Origin of the sequence: Stenotrophobium rhamnosiphilum, assembly GCF_003052265.1 — a bacterium.
GTDB classification, from domain to species: Bacteria; Pseudomonadota; Gammaproteobacteria; order Nevskiales; family Nevskiaceae; genus Stenotrophobium; species Stenotrophobium rhamnosiphilum.
The window spans coordinates 142159-162316 of sequence record NZ_QANS01000004.1 but is presented as its reverse complement, the minus strand read 5'-3'; the positions used below and the strand labels follow the sequence as shown (position 1 = coordinate 162316).

The window sequence follows — 20158 nt, the reverse complement described above, 5'->3', positions numbered from 1 at the left end:
TTTTGCATGCCATATTTAGGCGCAGATCACGCTTTGCTATCAATCTCGTCCGCTATCGATTGATAGGACCTCTTTTCTCACTAACTGTCGCGCGCACTTCAAAGGACACTGCATCAACTTCTTTTCCGTCCTTAGACAGCACTTGCAATCGATGCCGTCCGGGTCGCGGAACCCAGAGCTGCTTCTTTGACGCCATGCCGATGTCGCGCCCGTCTAGGACCCAGCGCGCGTTATCAGCACCCTCTGCTTCAAAAAGAACGTTCTGATGTGCCACGGGAATATCCGGATCCAACGCTGCGATCATGCCGTTAGCGGGCGCTCGAATATGTGCGCGCCCCAAACCGGTAGGCGTTGCACGAATCTCACTAAGCTCGGTGCCATCAATGAACCATTCATTACGAGCTGGTTCTTCGTGATCATGAAAAGTGATGCGCGATTGCACGATTCCGGATGGCGCCTTAGGCGATGCTGGTTCGCTACCACGTGATAAGGCTGTAATGATTTCTAGCCACGCAGGTGCAGCGCCAGTGACGCCAGACACGTTGTGCATTGGATCGCCTTCAAAGTTACCGACCCACACTGCAACGGTATAACGCGTTGTGTACCCAATGCACCAGTTGTCTCGCATGTTCTTGCTAGTGCCGGTTTTGACTGCGCTCCAGAATGGTGTCGACAAAGGTGAATCCAAACCGAAGCTTGCGGCTCTGGCACCATTGTCCGACAAGATGCTGCCAACGAGGTAAGCTGATTCAGGCGAAATGATCTGAGTGGATGTAGCGCGTTCATCGCCAGCTCGCAGACGAACAGGCGACCAACGTCCAGCATTCGCTAAGGTTCGATAAGCATTCGCTTGCTCTAGCAAACTGACTTCCGGAGCGCCCAGCGCCAGCGAGAAGCCATAGAACTCTCCCGATTCAGTCAGACCATTTCGATAACCAATATCGTGCAGACGATCGCGGAACGGCTCCAAGCCCACCAGCAACAAGGTGCGTACTGCTGGCACATTCAAAGATCCCGCCAGCGCTGAACGAACACTCACGTGGCCACGGAATTCATGGTCATAGTTTTGGGGAATGTAGAGACCCGCGCCGGTTTCCAGATTTACAGGGCTGTCATCCAACAACGACGCTGGCGTCAACAAGCGTTGCTCAAAAGCCAGACTGTATAAAAATGGTTTGAGTGTGGAGCCGGCCTGACGCAGCGCATTCACGCCATCAACAGCCCACGCGGTTGAGGAAGGCCCTGCACTTCCGACATAAGCGAGTACATCGCCGCTCTCGTTATCCAATACAACAGCGGCCGCATCGCGAACTTCGGCTGCTGAGAGCGCAGACAGTTGCGTCGCGAGCGCAGCGTAGACAAGGTTTTGAGTTGCGAGATCGACCGTACTGCTGACACGCTCGCCACCACGATGAACCAATGCACGCGCAAGATGCGGTGCCAATGTTTCGCTCATCAATGGCTTGAGTCCCCTGACCAAAGCACTCGTCGCCACTTGCATGTAAGGCTGGCAGTTAGTCTCCGATGCAATGCGGCAAGCACGTGCAGCAATCACCGACGCATTGGCTGCCGGGTTACGCAGCAATGCTGCGAGTACTGCGCCTTCATAACGATTCAAATGTGCCGCCGACTTTCCAAACATGGCCGTCGATGCAGTCTGCACGCCCAGCCATTCACTGCGAAAACTGACGAGGTTGAAATAGGCTTCGAGTATCTGCGGTTTGGTCCACGACGATTCAATCTGCCAAGCCACACGCATCTGTCGCCATTTTTGTTTGAGCCCGCGACGGCCACGCTGAGCCATTAACTCAGGATCAATTTTCGCTGCCAGCTGCATTGTGATCGTGCTGGCACCACGACGAATACGGTGCAGCGCGTAATCACGCAGACCGCCGAGTAGCGCAATGCCATCGACGCCACCATGCGTATCAAATCGATGATCTTCAGCCTGCCGCACCGGATCAATTACTGCTGGAGAGATTTGATCGAGTGGCACCCAACCGACACAGCGTCGCCCGTATTCCATGCGAACCTGTGCCAGCACATCGCCATGACGATCCAACAGCCAAGCATCAGAAGGTTGGTAATCCTTCTTCACCTGCGCGAAATCGGGTGGTGACGGTGGCGCAGTCAGGTACCAACTCGTAAAACCAAGAGCCAGCAATACCGCAACTGCACCAAACGCGATGAACCTTTTTCTCAAGGCGATTGAACCTTGAGTGGAGGGTTCGGTAGTTCACCAAACATTTCCGGTGCATACATGGCTTCGACGCGAGTCGTCGGCATCTGGAAATCACCCGGCGTATTCAAACGAATGGTGTATTCCAAACTGAATTTCCCTTTTGGAACGTACTCGTAATACGCGCGGTAGCTGTCCTGACGTTTCTCTTCGTACGCGAGCCAAGCAGCACCATCACGCTTTTGTCCACGAGCGAAGAGTGCTGAATCACCACCAAGGCCAGAACCGAGAATCATCGCACCGGGCGGCACCGGATCGTCGATGGCGACCCAAGTCATATCTGATTGCGCATCGATGTCGAGACGAATTTTCCACACATCACCGCGCGCATAGCCCTTGCCCTTCACTTCCACAGGCGTAATGGTTTTCTCCACGCGGTATCCGGTCGACAGCGGCTGCTTCAGCGGAATCGCTGCGCGTGATTGCACGATGGCCCAAGGTGCACCACTACCGTTCTGCGTCAGCGATAGATTCGCCGCGCCTTCCGGCCATGCAAAATCTATTTCTCCGCTGGGAGATTTCCAGTCGTGCTGTTTCTTCTCTTCACCCATTGCAGCCTGCACAGAACCCTGCACTGGCTCCTTCTGGAATTTCTCAGCGAATCGCTGAGCGGTCAAAACGCCCCATGCATTCGCCAGCGTGGTATCCCAATGACCACGCTTCTGACGTTGCCATGCACCACGCCACAAGCGCGGCAGATCGGCTTGCCACTCTGGTGTATTCAGAACCCGCAGCACAGCAATGTTCGCATTGCGATCAGCACTGGCCATCAACCACCACCAGGCATCATCACGTTCAGTCGAGAACGTCATGATCGTGCCTTGGAAATTGATTCTCGAACGCAGAATCTGCAATGCCTGCTTGAGACGCTCATCGCCCTTCTCAATACCTTGCACGCGTTGCAGCACACCAATCCAATCCAGTAGCGCGGAAGTCGGCAACAGATTCGGCTGGAACTGCAACACATTGACCCATTCAGGCTGCACGGCATCGTAACGAGCCAAAGCTTCTAGAGCAGCGAGCTTACGTTCGGTCTGGTCTTCACGATTCAACGGATTGCCACGTTGCAGGCGACCTTGCACGAATGCCTGCAGCGCATCGATCATGCGCTTGCGAGGATCGGCTGCAATCTCCCATTTCTTTTCATGCGTGATCGCGAGGACATAGGCGGTCAATGCATCGCTGCCATCAAGCCACTGCGCCGGGTAATAACGCAGCAGGCCATCGCGATCCAGAAACACGGGCATGTCTGACTTCACGCTCTCCCAAGCAATAGCGTCACCCATTGCAATCGCACGTGATAGACGCTGCTCAATGCAATTCCATGGATAGACACCCATGTAGTCGCGCACGCCATCAAGCGAACCGCCGAGCTGACTCATCAACTCAACATGAATGCCACCGCGCCCGGGCACGGCATCTTCTGGGCGCTGTACAAACAACTGATACGGCTTATCGAGTTGCGTCAGTGTCGCTTGATAGACACGAACGGGATAGGCCTGCATCACCGTCTGTTTCGTCTTGACGCGATCCGAAGCCGCTCCAGCGTTTGCACGAACTTCCCATACCAGTTCACGGCTATTGATCGGAACCGTGATATCCCAGCTCGCTTCACGCGCCTCACCTGCAGGAATATCCAACACACGCTCAGGCAAGGAATTGCCTTGCATCGTCGCATTGACGGAGGTGTGCATCGCGGCATTCGTCGCATTGCGAACGGTATATGCCGCGCGGAATTGATCACCTTCACGTACGACAACGGGCATTGCAGGAACTAGTTCCAGATCCTGATGCGTGCGTATCGATGCAGTACCTGTACCAAATTGCCCAGTGCCCAAACTTGCAACCGCCACAAGTCTGAATGAGGTCAAGGCGTCGTTCAGCGGTACAGGAATTGTCGCCTGCCCTTGGTTGTCCAGCTTCACGCGACCTTTCCATAACAATAAGGTGTCAAAAACTTCACGCGCGCCGGAGCGACCACCACCACCGCCCGGCGGCGCAGTCTTGCGACCATACTGACGTTTACCGACGACTTGAAGCTGCGCAGTAGACGTCAGCACCGATAAAGGTCGTGGCGCCATCATGGCCTGCAGAATATTCCAAGTGTCGTTCGGCTGAAGTTCCAACAAAGCATCATCGACGGCAGCGAATGCAATCTCGCCGCCTTTGGCTGGCTGACCATCAGGCTTTTTAACGGTCACAACAACAGTGGCTTTGTCGCGAATCTGATAGGTCGGTTTATCAGGACTGACATCAACCTGTAGTCGATGCGCTTTGAGTCCGACTGAAATATTGGCGATACCCAAACGGAACGCCGGTCTCGAAAGATCCGTTAAAGAAGTTGGCGGCGCGGCCAGATATTTTGATGCTGGCTCAGGTTTTACCGGTTGTAGCTTGGCAAGGAATCCGCGCGCAGCCACGGCAAGATTCTGCAGCCAACCATCCGTAGGTCGACCGCGCACTGCAAGCACAGACACAAAAACGTTTGGCGCATAGCTGCCCTTCAGCGGTACTTCAATGATGGGCTTCTCACCGTCGAGCTTGGTCACGAACTGTTCAAGCACGCCTTCACGCTCAACCGTGACCAACGCATTCGCACTGCGGAATGGCATGCGTACTTGGAAGCGCGCGACTTCATCGGGTTGATATTCTTTTTTCTCTGGCAGCAAATCCATGCGGTCATTCGCCTGCTGCGAGAACCACCAGTCGTCTTTGCCCGCCACCCATACCGACAATACCGAGCGTGTTTCCTTACCCTTGGCATCACGTGCCTTGGCTTGCAGAACAATTTCACCGGAGACACCAGGCGCGAAGTGGCATGTCGCCATACCCAATTCATCGGAAGTCGCCGCACAGGTCATCGGCAATCGTTTGATCTTGCGTGTGTGAGCGTAAGAATAGAAACCACCAATCAAACGCTTGCGATACGAATGCGTTTCCTGCTGAAAAACTTCAACGTTAACCGGAACCTTGGATAACGGAACGCCTTTTGTATTCAGCACCGCAATACGCACGTTGACGTTGTCACTGGAAGAAACCCAGCCTTCGGTTTTCAATCCGACAGTGACAGCTGAGGGCCAGAGCGGAACACGGCGAGCCACCGTCAAGATCTGACCATTGGGGTCGCTGTATTCCATTTCGGTCAGCAACTCTTGCGCGCTCTTCACCAAAGGAATCGGCGCCGTTACTCGCGCGGCACCCATCTTGTCCAAGGTCAGTGGAATGGTCTGCGCGGGCTGAGCTTGCTGGCCTGTAGCACGCGTTCCCTGATCGTCGAACTCGTCAAAAGCACCACCTTCAGAAGTTTCCACCAAGCCTTCACGTACGGCTTCTCCACCAAAACTAAATTCGTCGTAGTGTTTGAAGCTGACGGCGCGCGGTTGCACCAGCGTACGAAGCTTGACTGGCAAATTGGCCGCACCACCGCCAGAGAGATAATTCACTTGCAGATCTAGCGTTGCAGAACGTGCAGCCACAAGCGGCGCTTTTGGAATCTGAATCTGGGCGCGCGCCGTTGGCAACTTGAATTGCTCAACGCGGAATTGACCGCTGTTAATCGATGTATTGCCCTGCTTCAGGCTCATCTGATAAATGCCCAGTGGCGCATCTTTGGGAATGACCCATTGGTTCTCACCAATACCGATCGCATCCATTTTTAGCGGCAGCTCAAAAGTCTTGCCACTGCCCTCATGCATGATCACCAACTGATTCGGCATTGCCTTGGGCAGGCGCAAACCACTGCTGGTTGGTTCACGCACATAGTGCTTCATCGAAACCGTTTCGCCTGCGTGATACAAGGCGCGATCAAGCACTGTGTGGTTATAACTCTGCGCATCGCCGTAGAGACTACTGGCGATATTGCCGAAGTCCGATGGCGCAATGCCTTCATTCCATGAACTCAGTACAAAACTGAAATCGCTACCTTCACGCGCGCTAACCAAAAGCTCTGGCGATGAGCCGCCGGTACAACTGACCCACTGGCGCGGTGGTGGCAAGCTTTCGGTAATGCGCGCGATGCCATTGCGATCAGCCTGGCCTTTCCACAAAACAGCACCACTGCAGGCATTGAACACTGACACAGTGGCATTACTCACCGAAGATCCATCATGCAAACGCGTGACCCACACACTTGATGATTCCAGACCCCACTGGAAATGCACGGACAGATCCGTCACCAGCGCCATCGTTGGAACGTAATAAGGTTTGTTCTTGCCGTGTAGCGCCTGGCCTAGTTTTGGACTCTCCAGCTCCACAACGTAGAGGCCCGCATTTTTAAGATCAATAGGCGCGACTTCAAACGCTCGCGCACCCAGTGGCTTAATCACTGGCAAAGACTTAGCCTGCGGGTCGCCCTTCAATACTGAATTGGTTCCCGGCAGTATTTCGCCGCCATCACTCCATTCACTCTGGGTGGCTTTGCGTATACGACTAATCCATTCGTAAATATCTTGCTCACGCTCAATCCGGCGACTGCGTGCCGCAATGCTGACTGCTCCCTTGGGAGCGCCATCGAGATTACGCAAGGAAACAGGCAGTACGCCGCCCTCATTCAACTCAAGGATTCCGAACTGCCCCGAGAACTTTGCCAGTGGTGGCGCTTCATCAGTCGCCACTTCCAGTGGAAAGCGCTTGGCATTGGAGAGCTTTCTGCCCGCGTCATCCTTGATATCAAGTGGCAAAACAATTTTGTACTTGGCGCGCTCAGCAAAAGGCCCTTTAAAGGTCACCGCCTCAACGCGATCTTCCTTGATAGCTTCTGGCTTGAATTGAGTTCCATCGGCTGCAACAAGCGCAATGCCATTGGCCAGATTGCGTGAAATCGGTGCCGAGAAACTCAAAGAGACCGGCAGCATTGGCAAACAGCCCGCATTGGTATTGGCACGCTGGCAGTTAAAGCGAGCCGTGAATTCTGGCCGCACTTGATAACCAAAGCGCTGCTCATCAGAAGTTTGCACGCCATCCGACGTTGCAATACCTTTTCCCCACACCAAGCTAATCTGGTGCGCAGCGGGCAAGCGACGACGGCATTGAACAACAGCGAATTTCTTCTCGCCGTCATCAAGTTGCTTTTGAGTTTGAAGCTTGCCTCGACCCAGAAGCTGGCCGTCTGCATCTCGCACAATGAACAGATTCAGATACTCGTATCCCAGCAGTCGGCGTTGCGCCAAAACTTTCTTGCGTTCTTGATCACGCAGTACACGAACAGGAATCCGCTCATTTACACCATCAACTTCGCACCATGCATTTTTACCAACAGATGCAGAAGTCGCAGCCGCATCGAGTGAAAGAATGAATATCTGGTTCTCATCAATGCTTTCATCACCATCGCTAGGTAAGGCACGCACGATGGCAGGCCCGCCAGTATTGAAGGAGAACGTGGAGTCGCCAGTTAAGGGACTTCCAGAGAGATCCTTGAAATCAGGCAATACCGTGAACTGGCATGAAATGCCCGCTGGCATGTCTTGCTTAAAATCGTAGACCCAGTTGCGGCCATCAGCCCAGCGTCCGGCACCTGCAGCGGAACAGTCAATCTTGAATGGCGCTGCAAGCCGTGGATCGCCAAACTTAACAACGTCCTCGGAGAATCGGGCAGCAACCTGACGAACTTTCTTGATCTCACCCTGAGGAGAGAACGTCTCTACTTGCGCTGAAAAGGCAACAAGTGGAAACAGCAAAGCACAGAGCGCCACTAAATGACTGTTGTTTTTCATTCTCTCCACCATGCACTAACCGGTAATGCAATTTTTCTTGCCACGGTCAGGTTTATTTTTAGGGGTTGGAGAGACTAATTTACCTCAGGATTGGGGCAATCTGTTGAGAAGTATGTCTTTCAGTTAAGGGCAATCGAAAAAAAGCGACAGCCCACTTAAAAGCCTTACTGCCCGCCCGCCTAAACAGGCGAACAGACAGGCATCTTTTAGGGATGACAGTTATCCATGAGGTGACTTACCCAGACTTTCCATTCACAGAATGACTTTTACCGGAAGTCACGGATTTTTCTTTAACAACCAGCTTGCTAGCTTCACGCTTGGTCATTACCTCATGAATCTGCTCTTGAGCGGTTTCATGTAGCGCCTGCTTCAAATCGGCATCAATCTTTGGCGGCGGCGTCTTAGAAGACTGTGCTGGCTCCTGCTGCTGGAACTGCTGGTAACGCTGCTCAACCTCAGGCCAGTTCGTAATAGCCCACCAATTCTTCAGGTACTCGGGACGCCGGTTCTCATGCTTCAAGTAATACGCGTGTTCCCAAACATCGTTTAGCAACAGCGGGTGATAGCCCGATGACAAGGGATTGTCATGGCCACTGGTCGCGAGGATCTGAAGCTTATCGTTGCCGCGCTTGTCCACAACGAGCCAAGCCCAGCCTGAACCAAAGAGCTTTGTTCCAGCTTTTTCAAATTCTGCCTTGAAATTTTCATAGCCAGAGAAATCACGATCAATAGCAGCTAACAGCGGGCCGGATGGGAAACCGCCACCACTGGCGTCCATCGAGCGCCAGAACATGCCGTGATTGACGTGGCCGCCGGCGTTATTGCGAACGGCTGTTCGAATCGCTTCAGGAACTTCATTCAAGTTCATCAACAACCACTCGGCGGTTTGACTTTGAAGTTCTGGGGCTTCTTCCAACGCTTTGTTGAGAGCCTTCACGTATGACGCATGATGCATATCGTGATGCAGCTTCATCGTGCGTTGATCGATATGAGGCTCTAAAGCGTCAACTGCATAAGGAAGATCGGGAAGAACATGTTTCATGGCGCGACTCCTGCGACACACGGCATTCAACATCCGTGTCATCTCTTAGATTCGATAGGCTTGCTGTGTAATTCATGCAAGTGAAACAAGCCTCGCCCATCGATGAGAGTTCGTCTGTTCGCGTTCACACATAAGAAATCTGTATGCGCTAACGAACAGAGATGGTTGGCAGATATGAGTAAGGTTTTTACTTCACTGATCCATCTATATTCGGAGCCGTCATGAATAAGAAAGCATCTGCAGCTTGGAAAGGCAGCCTGAAAGAAGGCGGCGGCACTATCTCAACCGAGACGGGTGTTTTGAAAGACGCACCCTATGGATTCAACGCCCGGTTTGAAGGCGGCAAAGGAACCAACCCCGAGGAATTGATTGGCGCAGCGCATGCAGGATGCTTTTCGATGGCTTTGTCGATGATGCTTGGCAATGCTGGGCTCACTGCAAATAAAATCGAGACCCAAGCCGAAGTAACACTTGAAAAGGTTAACGACGCCTACGAAATCACGAAGATTCATTTAAGCGTTGTCGCAGACATTCCCGGAACAGACGCAAAGACATTTGAAGAAATCGCGAATAAAGCGAAGGCCGATTGCCCGGTATCAAAACTCTTGAAGGCTACGATTACCCTCGACGCAACGCTTTCCTGAGCTGATTGGGCGCAGATAAAATATCTGCACCCTCACAATCAGGCTTCTATCCCCAGTAACGTGTACGTTCGTAGTGCTGATAAAGACTTTCTTCATAGATACGCGAGAAGTCGATCTCTGAATTGTATTCAGGCGCGCTTTTCACCGTATCTCGCGTCACATCGACGCTCACAGTTTTCTCTGACCAGCTTAGCGTCTTAATCCACTGCGGCGGAATCACCACGTGCTTGCCGGGCCACCAGTCGCGTGTGTCGACAACGAGATAGCGAACCGCCCAGCTATCATCTTCAATCAAGAAGTCTTCCAGATGACCGATTGAATCGTCGGAAGCTTGAAGGTGATAACCCGACACTTCTTTAATGCTCTGCAAGTGTGGATCGCCATCAGCCACTGCGTTTCCAGCAGACACTTTGCTGGGCACAACATCATCAACCGGAATCATCGGAAATGGTGCCGAACCCCAAAGCATGAGGCCACTCCAATATTCCGGGTAGCCGTAGTATTCGCCGAGATCGACTTCATGTTGCCGCGAAACCGGCATTTGAGTGTCGATGCTTGGGCTATTTTCGATCTGTTCTTTGGTTAATCTCAAGGAGACCACGCGGCGATCACGATCGATATGTGCGATCGTAAAAGGCGAGATCAATACCTTGCGATCAGCGAGCCAGCCCCCGGTGTCAACCACCAGATAACGCACTGCCCAATACTGATCATCAAAGTAGACGTCCTTAATCTTGCCGACGTCTCCGTTGGTCGCACTAATAGACATGCCGATGAGTTTGTCCAAGCGATATAGCATCAGTCATCTCCAGGAGGTTGTGGGTGTATGTCTCCTATGCTCGGAGTTTCAACACCATTGAGTGAACTGTCCGTGCGCTATCGAACTGAGATGCATGAATTGTCCGATTACATTGACCAGACATTCATCGTCATTGTGTGAGGGTTGAGCCATGGAAACTTATGCAATGCTACAAACCGCTGCTGCGCTATTTGGCTTAGCTGCCCTTGGCGGTTTGCTGATGGCAGGAATACGTCTCAGTGGCCGCCCGCATCCTCCGGCTTGGCTTGCCATGGGCCATGGTTTATTGGCAGTCGCTGGTTTGACGCTGTTGATCTACGCCGCTGTAGCGGGTGGCATCCCGCAAATCGCAGAAATCGCCTTAGCATTTTTTATCATCGCTGCTGCCGGCGGCGCAGTCATGAATCTGCTTTTTCACTGGAAGCAATTACCACTGCCTATCGCGCTGATGATTGGCCACGGACTACTTGCAGTCGCAGGATTTGGACTATTACTAACCTGCATTATTCAGCAGCCGCTCGCTTTATAAAGCAGGACGCTACTGAACTAGCTCGCTTTAACGTCCGGCAGCAGACGATCAAATTCTTTCTTGACCACGAAGTAACATTCGCAGGCGGCTTTTTCCAAACGCGGACGATCAAGCACGGTCATCGTGCCATTGTCGTAAGTGATTAATTTCGCCGCCTGCAGAGCGCCCACTGCGTCACCCACACCATCACGACGTACGCCCAACATATTGGCGATCAGCCCTTGCGTCATCATCAGTTTACTTTCTGGCAATCGATCAAGCCCGAGCAGAAGCCAGCGGATGAGTTGTTGTGGCACAGAGTGATGCTTGTTACATGCGGCCGTCTGTACCGTCTGAGTTAGCAAGGCCTGCGCATAGCGCAGCAATAAATTCTGCAAAGCCTCGGAACGCTTGAACTCTTGCTTCAAGGTTACAGCCTTAAGTCTGAATGCAAATCCATCGCTCTGCACCACTGCGCGGCCGATAGTGGCTTCACCACCCATGAACAGGGCAACACCCACCATACCCTCATTGCCGACCATGGCCGTCTCAGAAGAATCACCATCCAACATCACATACAACAAAGACACAATGCAGTCGATTGGGAAATAAGCGTACTCAAGGGCGAGTCCCGATTCGTACACGACCTCACCAAGCTTCAACGACACTAGTTCCAAGTGAGGAAATAAACGCTCTTGCTCTGGCTGTGGAAGGCTGGCTAGCAAACGGTTGTTCTGTGATTGAGCGGACAATTTGCAGACCTCACGATAAAGATGAAGTGCCTGCATGAAAACGACAACGGTGGACACAATCCCGTCGCTTCCATTGATACAGCAACCGATTTAAGCGTCTGTACGCTTGCGTACGCGCAGTTGTTTCAGGAGAAATCTTTCACGCGCTATGTGGGATGACAGACCGATGTCGCGCTTATTGAGGAGAACAATCCAGATAGATATTTCTACAAGTGATCAATCTTAGGAGATACGTCATGCTCGGTCCCATTCTATTAATCGTTTCAATTATTTTTCTGATTGGCGCACTACCAGCGTGGCCTCACAGCAGAGAATGGGGCTACTTTCCCAGCAGCGGCCTAGCCCTCGTTGCCATCATCGTTCTCGCCCTATTACTGATGGGCCATATCTGAGTCAGGAAGCAACAACATGAACTCCGAAACTCAAATAGTTCGACCGATACGCGATCCCGCCGAAAAACACTCGGTTCAGTTGAAGCGTGATCTTCAACTGATGAAAGACTATTTAATGATGTGCACGCGCAAGGAAGACTGGCACGGAGTGATGGATGCCTCGGCGGACATACGAGAAATCGTAGCCAAGCTTTCTATACTGACGCCCCCTGCGCGGCATGAACATGCCTTCAAGGACGAAGCCTAATGGAAGATTTTACTTCCACTCAAAGCTGAAGCCCGCCATCGCAGTGCGATCGGTACCCGGATAGTAGAAGCGTCCATTGCCATCGTTGACGCTAATCGCGCTGACATAACTCTTATCAAGAAGATTATCGACGCGTACAAAGGTACGGACACGCCAGCGCGGAAGTACAAACACATAACCTGTATCCAGACCGAGCAGACCATAGCTCGGCGCATAAACAGTGTTGGTGTCATTGGCCGCAATCTTACTTAGATACTGACCATTCAATCCCGCATGCCAACCCGTCTCACCGCCCCAACGTAGCGCGACGAATGCATTGGATTGCGGCACGCCCGGCAAGCGATTACCAACAGCCACCGGAACGGTCGGCGTGGTACAGCCCGGGCCAGCGCAAGTTAAATAGGCTTCGCGCACTGTCGCATCAACATAGGTATAGGCCAGCTGCAATTTCCAGTCAGTAGCCAGCTCAGTATCAAGCCCCGCTTCCACGCCCCTACGTCGCGTGCTGCCGACGTTCTGATACGTCGAACGGCCAAAGGTATTGCTCGCAATTACCAGTTCCTTACGCGTGATCGCGCCAAACACAGCGACATTGGCTTGCGTGTGCGTAGCTAAACGAAACTTGGCGCCGACTTCGCCATTGTTGCTGCGTGCAGGCTTCAAACCAAAGTTGAGACCTGCGCTGCCATCAAGACGATAAGAAAGCTGGTCGATCGTCGGCGTTTGAAAACCTGCTCCATATGAAGCGTGCAAATTCATCCAAGGTTTTACTTTATACAACAAGCCTGCGACTGGAGTGGTCGCTACATAGTGTTTGCTGCCGCTGGTATCTGGGTGATTAACATCGACTGGATACTGATCATCGGAATCGAAATTAACCTGACTCCGACGAACACCAGCGAATGCCAACCACTGCTCGGCAAACGCCCAGTTTGCTTCTAGGTATTGATCAAAGTTATAGACATTGTTGCGCTCATCACGACGCAGCGTGCCTTGAACGCCAAGGTCGGTAACGCTAGTGAAGTTGTTGTAGCCCTTGCGATGCTGATTGAAATTATCGAAGGTCAATCCAGCCACAACATTAAATGGCCGTTCCAAGAAATTACTTTTATAAGTCCAGCGTGCATCGCCACCGCTGTAAATATTATTCAGATTAATCGCACCACCAGGGCTTGCCGCTGCTAACTGATTGGCTCTTGGAATCGAGAGAAACTGCGTAATCAGTCGCTGACCGTAATAGGTCAGCACACGAAAACTCTGCGCGTCGCTGGGTTTGTACTCATACACCGCACCCAACTGTGCCTGCTGCGTGCTTTTGCGTGTGTTGTAAGTGTTCGCCGGTGCCGCCACCTGACGAGGATTGGCATCAAACATGGCCGGAGTAAGGCCCATTGGATCTTGCACCAATGGCGCAGATAAAAAGTTGCCGAGCAGACTTAAGCGACTGCGCTCACTGAGCTGAAAATTAACCTTGCCATTAAACGATTCACGCCGCGCACGCGCATGTTGGCGATAACCGTCGGTGTAGAAATGCGTGAAGTGAAGGTTGTAATCCGTAATGCCTTTGGTGCCGCTGGTACCTAGGTCTGCACGATAAGTCCCGTAACTGCCGCCAGTTGCGCCGCCACTGATCGTCGGTACTTCAGCGCCATCGGCGGTGTAGATCGCAATCACGCCACCTGCAGAATTTCCGTAGAGCGTTGAGAAAGGTCCACGCAATACTTCAACGCGATCCGCAGAGGCATAGTTGAAATTGCTGACAGCGCCCTGCCCGTCCGGCTGTGTCGCTGGAATGTCATCGACATAAAGACGCACACCGAGGATGCCGAAAGTCGAGTTGGCACCAAAGCCACGAATAGAAACTTGTTCTTCCTGCGCGTAATCCTGTCGATTGCGCGCCAGCAAACCGGGCACAGCGCGCACGCCTTCTGACAGATTTACGCCGAGCGTGTCGTTGCTAAACGTTTCGCCCGACACCACGCTGATTGATGCCGGAACGTTGTAAGGCGTCTCTGCGATACGCGTGGCGGTAACGGTGACGGTGCCAAGTTCCTGCGGAGCTGGTTCAGCGGCGGAAGCATTGGTAATACAAAGCCCCGCAGCAATAACGCTTGCGATCTGCATCGCGACACGTGAACCAGACCATCCGAATCCATTCGAGCTTAAATCAGACATTTAAAGGCAATCACTCGCGATATGAATCCGGGATGGTGCAGGAACTGGCACCCATCAATCAACCCATTACATAAGTCGATTTCAACTGTTGATAGCCAGACAACGCTTCCGGACCCAGCTCACGGCCAAGGCCACTAGCCTTCACCCCACCGAAAGGTGAACCCACCGATGGCGCATAACCGTTGATGCCAACAGTGCCGGTCTGGACTCGACTTGCTACGCGCAGAGCACGTTCAGGATCAGCGCTCCAAACGGTTCCACCGAGACCATAGATGGTGTCGTTGGCGATGCGGATGGCATCGGCCTCGTCTTTATACGGAATCACGGCCAGCACTGGCCCGAAGATTTCTTCGCGTGCAATCAGCGATTCATTGTTCACATCGGAGAAAACAGTCGGTTGCACAAACCAGCCACGCTTCAGATTTTGTGGGCGACCGCCACCGACAACCAAACGGCCTTCGGCTTTTCCTTTGGAGATGAAACCTTCAACGCGATCGCGATGCGCCGACGATGCCATCGGACCAATGTGCGTCGCAGCATCAAGCGGATCGCCAACGGTCAGGCCAGACACCGTTGATGCAATCGCATCGACGATATCTTTGTAGCGATTCGCTGGCGCCAGAATGCGCGTGCAACTGAAGCAAGTCTGTCCATTGTTGATCAGCGATACCATCGGCAGATTCGCCAGCACCTGACTCATATCCGCATCATCAAGAATGACTGCCGCAGACTTGCCACCCAGCTCCAGCGTGACAGGACGCAGCAATTCGCCGCATGCGCGCGCAACCAAACGACCTGCTGCGGTCGAACCGGTGAAAGCTACTTTGTCGACGCCCGGATGCGAAACCAGATACGCACCCACTTCGCGATCAGCTGCAACCCAATTGATCACACCCGCTGGAACCTTGGCCTCAATCGCAGCTTCTGCAATCAGATAGCTATCCAACACCGTTCCTGGCGAAGGTTTAATCACAACCGTGCAACCTGCGGCCATTGCCGGAGCAATCTTGCTCATCGCCAATGCCACTGGATAGTTCCAAGGCACAATCGCTGCAACCACGCCGATTGGGCTGCGCGTAACAATCGTTTCCTTGCCCATCTGCGAAGGACGCTTCTCTTCAGTCTGAAGACTTGAAATAAGTTCTGCGTAATAACCGAGCAGACCAACCGGCAGAGAGCCTTCAAACATTGCGGCCAGTGCTGAGGGCATGCCGTTTTGCATGCTGACAAGGCGAGCAATTTGATCTGCACGCTTGGTCAGTGCTTCAGCAAAGCGCCCCATCGTTGCGGCACGCTCAGCAACTGATGAGGTCGCCCATCCAGATTTATCGAAAGCATGACGCGCTGCAGCTACTGCGCGATCAACGTCGGCCTGCACGGCTTCTGGCACGGAGCCCAGACTTTCTTCCGTCGTGGCGTTGATGATTTCAAAGCGTCGGCTTGAAGAAGGCTTAACCCATTCGCCACCGATGAAAAATTCGTTACGGCTGTAATTGCTCATTTCTTTTTCCTATCGCTGAGCGAAGCGAATCTGCCACCCCGCGTAAGCGGGAGTAGCAGGCAGATTCGATTCGGAATTTACTGGTGAGTGATTTCTACAACCGAACTATTTCGCCTTGGCGGATAGGTCAGCCTGTAAATCATTAGCGCGTTTGATGATGTACTGATGCACGGCTTCAACATCTTCCGGTTTCAGCGTGTCAGAGAATCCAGGCATGCCTTTAGCGCGATATGCGCCAGCGACAATGCCGGCAAAGATGTCGTGCTTCTCTTGCGTCAGATAACGCAGATCAGGAATGACTGAACCCGCAAGCGTGTTCGGACCGTGGCACATGCCGCAATGACCGTTATAAAGATCGCGACCTTTATTAATCGTCGCGGCATCTGCAGTTACTGTGGGTTGCTTAGGCTGAATCTTTGGCTCGTTCTTAGGCGGAGCGAGCTTGAGTGTGCCGCCAATCTTGTACGTCAGCACACGCGCTTCCGACTTCACTTTTGCTGGCTCTGAAAGTCCACCCAGCGCCAGCGGGAATGCACCGCCCCAACCTGCTTCCACGGTGACGTATTGCTCGCCGTTGATCTCAAAGGTCACAGGGCCAGCCATCACACCGGTGTTGGCTGGCGTTTCCCAAAGCTTCTTGCCGTTCTTGGCGTCATACGCAACAAAACGACCGTCTGCTGTTCCTTGGAAAACCAGATTGCCTGCCGTGCTCAAAGTGCCGCCGTTCCACACGGTGACGTAGCTCTGACGCCAGACTTCTTTCTTCGCAACAGGGTCCCATGCAATCAGATGACCTTTCTGCATGTCCATCACGCCCTGCAATGCCTTCGCATCATTCTCAGGCAATGCGATTGGCGCCGAGCCCATATGCCAGTTGCCCTTGCCCGTGAACTTCTGCTTTTGATCTGGCACGTAAAGCGCAATCGCTTCTTGCATCGGGATGTAGACCAAACCCGTTTCAGGATTGAACGACATCGGCTGCCAGTTGTGCGCACCCAGCGGACCCGGGCTCACCAGCGCAGGCTTCTTCGCCCAATCAGCGGCAGGATTTTCAACCGGACGACCGGTCTTCATATCCACATGCGATGCCCAATTTGCTGGGCCGTATTTTTCTGCCGAGATCAATTCACCCGTGGTGCGATCAATCACGTAGAAGAAACCGTTCTTCGGCGCCTGCATCAGCACCTTGCGAACCTTATCACCAAACTTCAAATCAGCCAGGATGATGTGCTGCGTCGCGGTGTAATCCCATGTGTCGCCCGGTGTCGTTTGGTAATGCCAAACGTATTCGCCGGTATCCGGTCTCACGGCCATGATCGACGACAGGAACAAGTTGTCGCCGCCACCTGGGCTACGCACCGCGCGATTCCACATTGAACCGTTGCCTGTACCGACATAGAGCAGATCAAGATCCGGGTCATAGGCCATCGAGTCCCAAGCCGTACCGCCACCGCCATTGCTCCACCACTCCTTGCCCTTCCACGTTGGCAGTGCAAGCTTCATCGCCGCATCTTCAGCAGGCTTGGCTGGATCACCCGGCACAGTGAAGAAGCGCCAGATCATTTTTCCGTCTACAGCGTCGTAAGCACTGACGTAACCGCGAACGCCAAGCTCAGCACCACCATTGCCGATGATGACTTTGCCTTTGATGATTCGCGGCGCACCAGTGATCGTGTAGCTTCTGTTGTGATCAAGAACGGTATCGACGTCCCAAACTTTTGCACCGGTTGCAGCATCGAGTGCAATCAAGCGACCGTCATACGCGCCGACATAAACCTTGCCTTTCCAAACGGCAACGCCGCGGTTGGCAACGTCACAGCAACCATCGCGATCTTTATCGCGTGGCACTTGCGGATCGAACTTCCACAGTTCTTTGCCGGTGACTGGATCAAGCGCGCTAACGATTGAATAAGCGCCAGTCACATACATGGTGCCGTCGACAATAATCGGCGTGCCTTCTGTCGCGCGATCAACGTCTAACTTATACGTCCATGCCAGACCTAATTTGCTGACGTTCTCGGCAGTGATTTTTTTCAGCGGGCTGAAGCGCTGCTCACTGTAGGTTCTGCCCGTGCTCAACCAAGAGCCCGGTTCACTGTCGGCAGCAATAATGCGCGCGCCGTCTACAGTTGCACCCGGCACCGCTTTGGCTGCCGCTGGTGCGCTGGCATTCGTAGGTGCTGGCTTGTTACAGCCCGCTGCAATCACCAATAAACAGGACAGCATTGCAACGACTATGCGTTGTTTTTTCATTGTGCTCTCGCTCCTTTAGGCCCTAACATTTACTGATATTTACGGTCACTTACTGTGTAATAAATCCACGATATCCGTCTGCCGCCACTTGATCACACAATTGGCGATATGTACCCACCCCACCGATATAAGGCATAAAGACTCGCGGTTTGCCTTTGACATTCGCGCCGAGGTACCAGGTATTACCTAGCGGGAAGAGCGTCATGTTGGCTACTTCGTTGACGTGGCTCACCCACTGATTTTCGGCTTCTGTGTCTGCCTCAATCAGCTGCTTATCTTGTTTACCCATGTAGGCCAGACAGTCGGCAATCCACTCCACGTGTTGCTCAATTGAATTCACCATATTGCTCAGCACCGCCGGGCTACCAGGCCCAGTGACGGTGAACAGATTTGGAAATCCTGCCGTCATCAAACCCATCATCGTGCGTGGGCCTTCTGACCATTTCGATTGAAGCGTCACGCCGCCACGTCCACGAATATCAATCGCGAGCAGCGCGCCCGTCATCGCGTCATAACCCGTGGCGAAGACCAGGCAATCCAGTTCTTGAACGCCGCTTTCTGTCTCCACGCCGTTCGACACAATCTGCTTGATTGGGTCCTTTTGTAGATTTTTCAGCGTGACGTTTTTGCGATTAAAAGTTTCGTAATAGTTGGTATCAATACAAAGTCTGCGAGTGCCTGCGTACTGTGAACGTGGAATCAACTGTTCAGCCAACTCAGGATCGTTCACACGCGAGCGGATGCGGTCTGCAAGAAAATCCTGCGTGGTCTGATTCGCTTCTTTACTCACCAGCACATCGCCGAATGCAACCATCAGCGCGAATGGCTTGCCCTGATCGTAAATCGATTGATAAATTCTTGTGCGTTCAGCGGCATCGACGTCGAACACTGACATTGCGTAAGTCGGCGCAGGAATACCAACCATATGCTGGCGAGCTTCCTGACGCAGCTGCTCATAATTATCTTTAACGCCACGCACGTAATCTGGCTTAAGTTTACTGTTGTGCGCAGGCAGGCTGTAGCTAGGCGTACGTTGGAACACATAAAGATGTTCGGCCTGCTCAGCCAGAATTGGAATGGTCTGAATTCCTGAAGAACCGGTGCCGATTACGCCAACGCGCTTGCCAGCAAAATCAGGTGCCTTCTCCGGCCATTGCGCCGTGTGATAAACCTCGCCTTTGAAGTTTTCCACACCGGGGATGCCGGGATCTTTCGGATGAGACAAACAACCGGTCGCCATCACCACATACTTAGAGCGTAGTGGTGCATGGCCTTCAACTTCAGCGCCCCATGTGCCGGTTGCTTCATCAAAAGACAAAGACAGCACTTTGGTGTTGAAGGAAATATCGCGACGCAGATCAAAGCGATCAGCAACATGATTAGCGTAGCGAAGAATTTCTGGCTGCGAGGCGTAGCGCTCAGACCAATTCCATTCCTCTTGAAGTTCCTTGTCGAAGGAGAAGGAGTATTCGACGCTCTCGACGTCGCAGTGCAAACCGGGATAGCGATTCCAATACCAAGTGCCACCAACCGAGGAACCCTTCTCGATGACGCGCGCCGTCAGACCCAAGCGGCGACACTTATAAAGCATGTACATGCCCGACCAACCGGCACCGACGATCAGAACGTCGTATGTGCTTTGGGAATTAGATTTGCTCTGATCGCTACTCATCGTGTGACCCCTTTGATCAAATGCGGCACACGCCGCGTTTTGGGACAATTAACGAGAGGGATAGATCTAGAGCGCACTGATGCCATGCGCTCAATGCAGCAAACCGGATCAACCCGGGCCTACTGCAGCATTCGTTCTACATTCGCCAGCAGCCTACTTTGAGCCGCTGGGCCTCTCTCTCAGGGTCATACTATGAACCGGCTTGAGGCAGTCGTACTACCCG

At 52.9% G+C, this 20158-nt stretch carries 13 protein-coding genes; 4 read left to right on the top strand and 9 right to left on the bottom strand.

All coding sequences use genetic code 11. The annotated features are described in order from the left end of the window. Nucleotides 1-52: 52 nt before the first annotated feature. The 3 genes from pbpC to CJD38_RS11500 all read right to left on the bottom strand — a co-directional run bounded on the left by pbpC (nucleotide 53) and on the right by CJD38_RS11500 (nucleotide 8992). Nucleotides 53-2203: a penicillin-binding protein 1C gene (gene pbpC, locus CJD38_RS11510; protein WP_206362969.1), complete on the bottom strand. Its 2151-nt coding sequence runs from the start codon at nucleotides 2201-2203 to the stop codon at nucleotides 53-55. Beyond that, entirely contained in the window at nucleotides 2200-7950 is a 5751-nt protein-coding gene (locus CJD38_RS11505; protein WP_107940509.1) for an alpha-2-macroglobulin family protein, read from the bottom strand. The genes pbpC and CJD38_RS11505 overlap by 4 nt, the downstream gene beginning before the upstream one ends. Before the next feature lie 235 nt (nucleotides 7951-8185). Next, nucleotides 8186-8992, bottom strand: a complete 807-nt coding sequence (locus tag CJD38_RS11500; protein ID WP_107940508.1) for a superoxide dismutase — start codon at nucleotides 8990-8992, stop codon at nucleotides 8186-8188. Between the two features lie 221 nt (nucleotides 8993-9213). Between CJD38_RS11500 and CJD38_RS11495 the strand changes: the two genes are divergently transcribed. Then, nucleotides 9214-9636, top strand: a complete 423-nt coding sequence (locus CJD38_RS11495; RefSeq protein ID WP_107940507.1) for an OsmC family protein — start codon at nucleotides 9214-9216, stop codon at nucleotides 9634-9636. A gap of 46 nt (nucleotides 9637-9682) precedes the next feature. Here the strand turns inward: CJD38_RS11495 and CJD38_RS11490 are convergent, their stop codons facing one another. After that, nucleotides 9683-10435, bottom strand: coding sequence for a PRC-barrel domain-containing protein (locus tag CJD38_RS11490; RefSeq protein WP_107940506.1), 753 nt, complete (start codon nucleotides 10433-10435; stop codon nucleotides 9683-9685). Nucleotides 10436-10586: 151 nt separating this feature from the next. Here CJD38_RS11490 and CJD38_RS11485 point away from each other — a divergent pair, with 151 nt between their 5' ends. Then, nucleotides 10587-10964, top strand: coding sequence for a hypothetical protein (locus CJD38_RS11485; RefSeq protein WP_107940505.1), 378 nt, complete (start codon nucleotides 10587-10589; stop codon nucleotides 10962-10964). A 17-nt stretch (nucleotides 10965-10981) separates the two neighbouring features. On the opposite strand, the gene CJD38_RS11480 is transcribed toward CJD38_RS11485, so the two are convergent. After that, a complete protein-coding gene (locus tag CJD38_RS11480) occupies nucleotides 10982-11731 on the bottom strand; it encodes a Crp/Fnr family transcriptional regulator (protein WP_107940764.1) in 750 nt (249 codons plus the stop codon). A gap of 200 nt (nucleotides 11732-11931) precedes the next feature. On the opposite strand from CJD38_RS11480, the gene CJD38_RS11475 reads away from it, so the two are divergent. Next, a complete protein-coding gene (locus CJD38_RS11475) occupies nucleotides 11932-12087 on the top strand; it encodes a DUF3309 domain-containing protein (RefSeq protein WP_107940504.1) in 156 nt (51 codons plus the stop codon). Between the two features lie 16 nt (nucleotides 12088-12103). After that, nucleotides 12104-12334, top strand: coding sequence for a hypothetical protein (locus CJD38_RS11470; RefSeq protein WP_107940503.1), 231 nt, complete (start codon nucleotides 12104-12106; stop codon nucleotides 12332-12334). Between the two features lie 9 nt (nucleotides 12335-12343). On the opposite strand, the gene CJD38_RS11465 is transcribed toward CJD38_RS11470, so the two are convergent. The 4 genes from CJD38_RS11465 to CJD38_RS11450 form a co-directional block, all read right to left on the bottom strand. Next, nucleotides 12344-14509, bottom strand: a complete 2166-nt coding sequence (locus tag CJD38_RS11465; RefSeq protein WP_240783599.1) for a TonB-dependent receptor family protein — start codon at nucleotides 14507-14509, stop codon at nucleotides 12344-12346. Between the two features lie 58 nt (nucleotides 14510-14567). Beyond that, nucleotides 14568-16010 (bottom strand): aldehyde dehydrogenase, encoded by a 1443-nt coding sequence (locus CJD38_RS11460; RefSeq protein WP_107940501.1) that lies wholly within the window; start codon nucleotides 16008-16010, stop codon nucleotides 14568-14570. A 105-nt stretch (nucleotides 16011-16115) separates the two neighbouring features. Continuing rightward, nucleotides 16116-18263, bottom strand: coding sequence for a PQQ-dependent dehydrogenase, methanol/ethanol family (locus CJD38_RS11455; RefSeq protein WP_107940500.1), 2148 nt, complete (start codon nucleotides 18261-18263; stop codon nucleotides 16116-16118). 49 nt (nucleotides 18264-18312) lie between these two features. Continuing rightward, nucleotides 18313-19935, bottom strand: coding sequence for a flavin-containing monooxygenase (locus CJD38_RS11450; RefSeq protein ID WP_107940499.1), 1623 nt, complete (start codon nucleotides 19933-19935; stop codon nucleotides 18313-18315). Nucleotides 19936-20158: the final 223 nt, after the last annotated feature.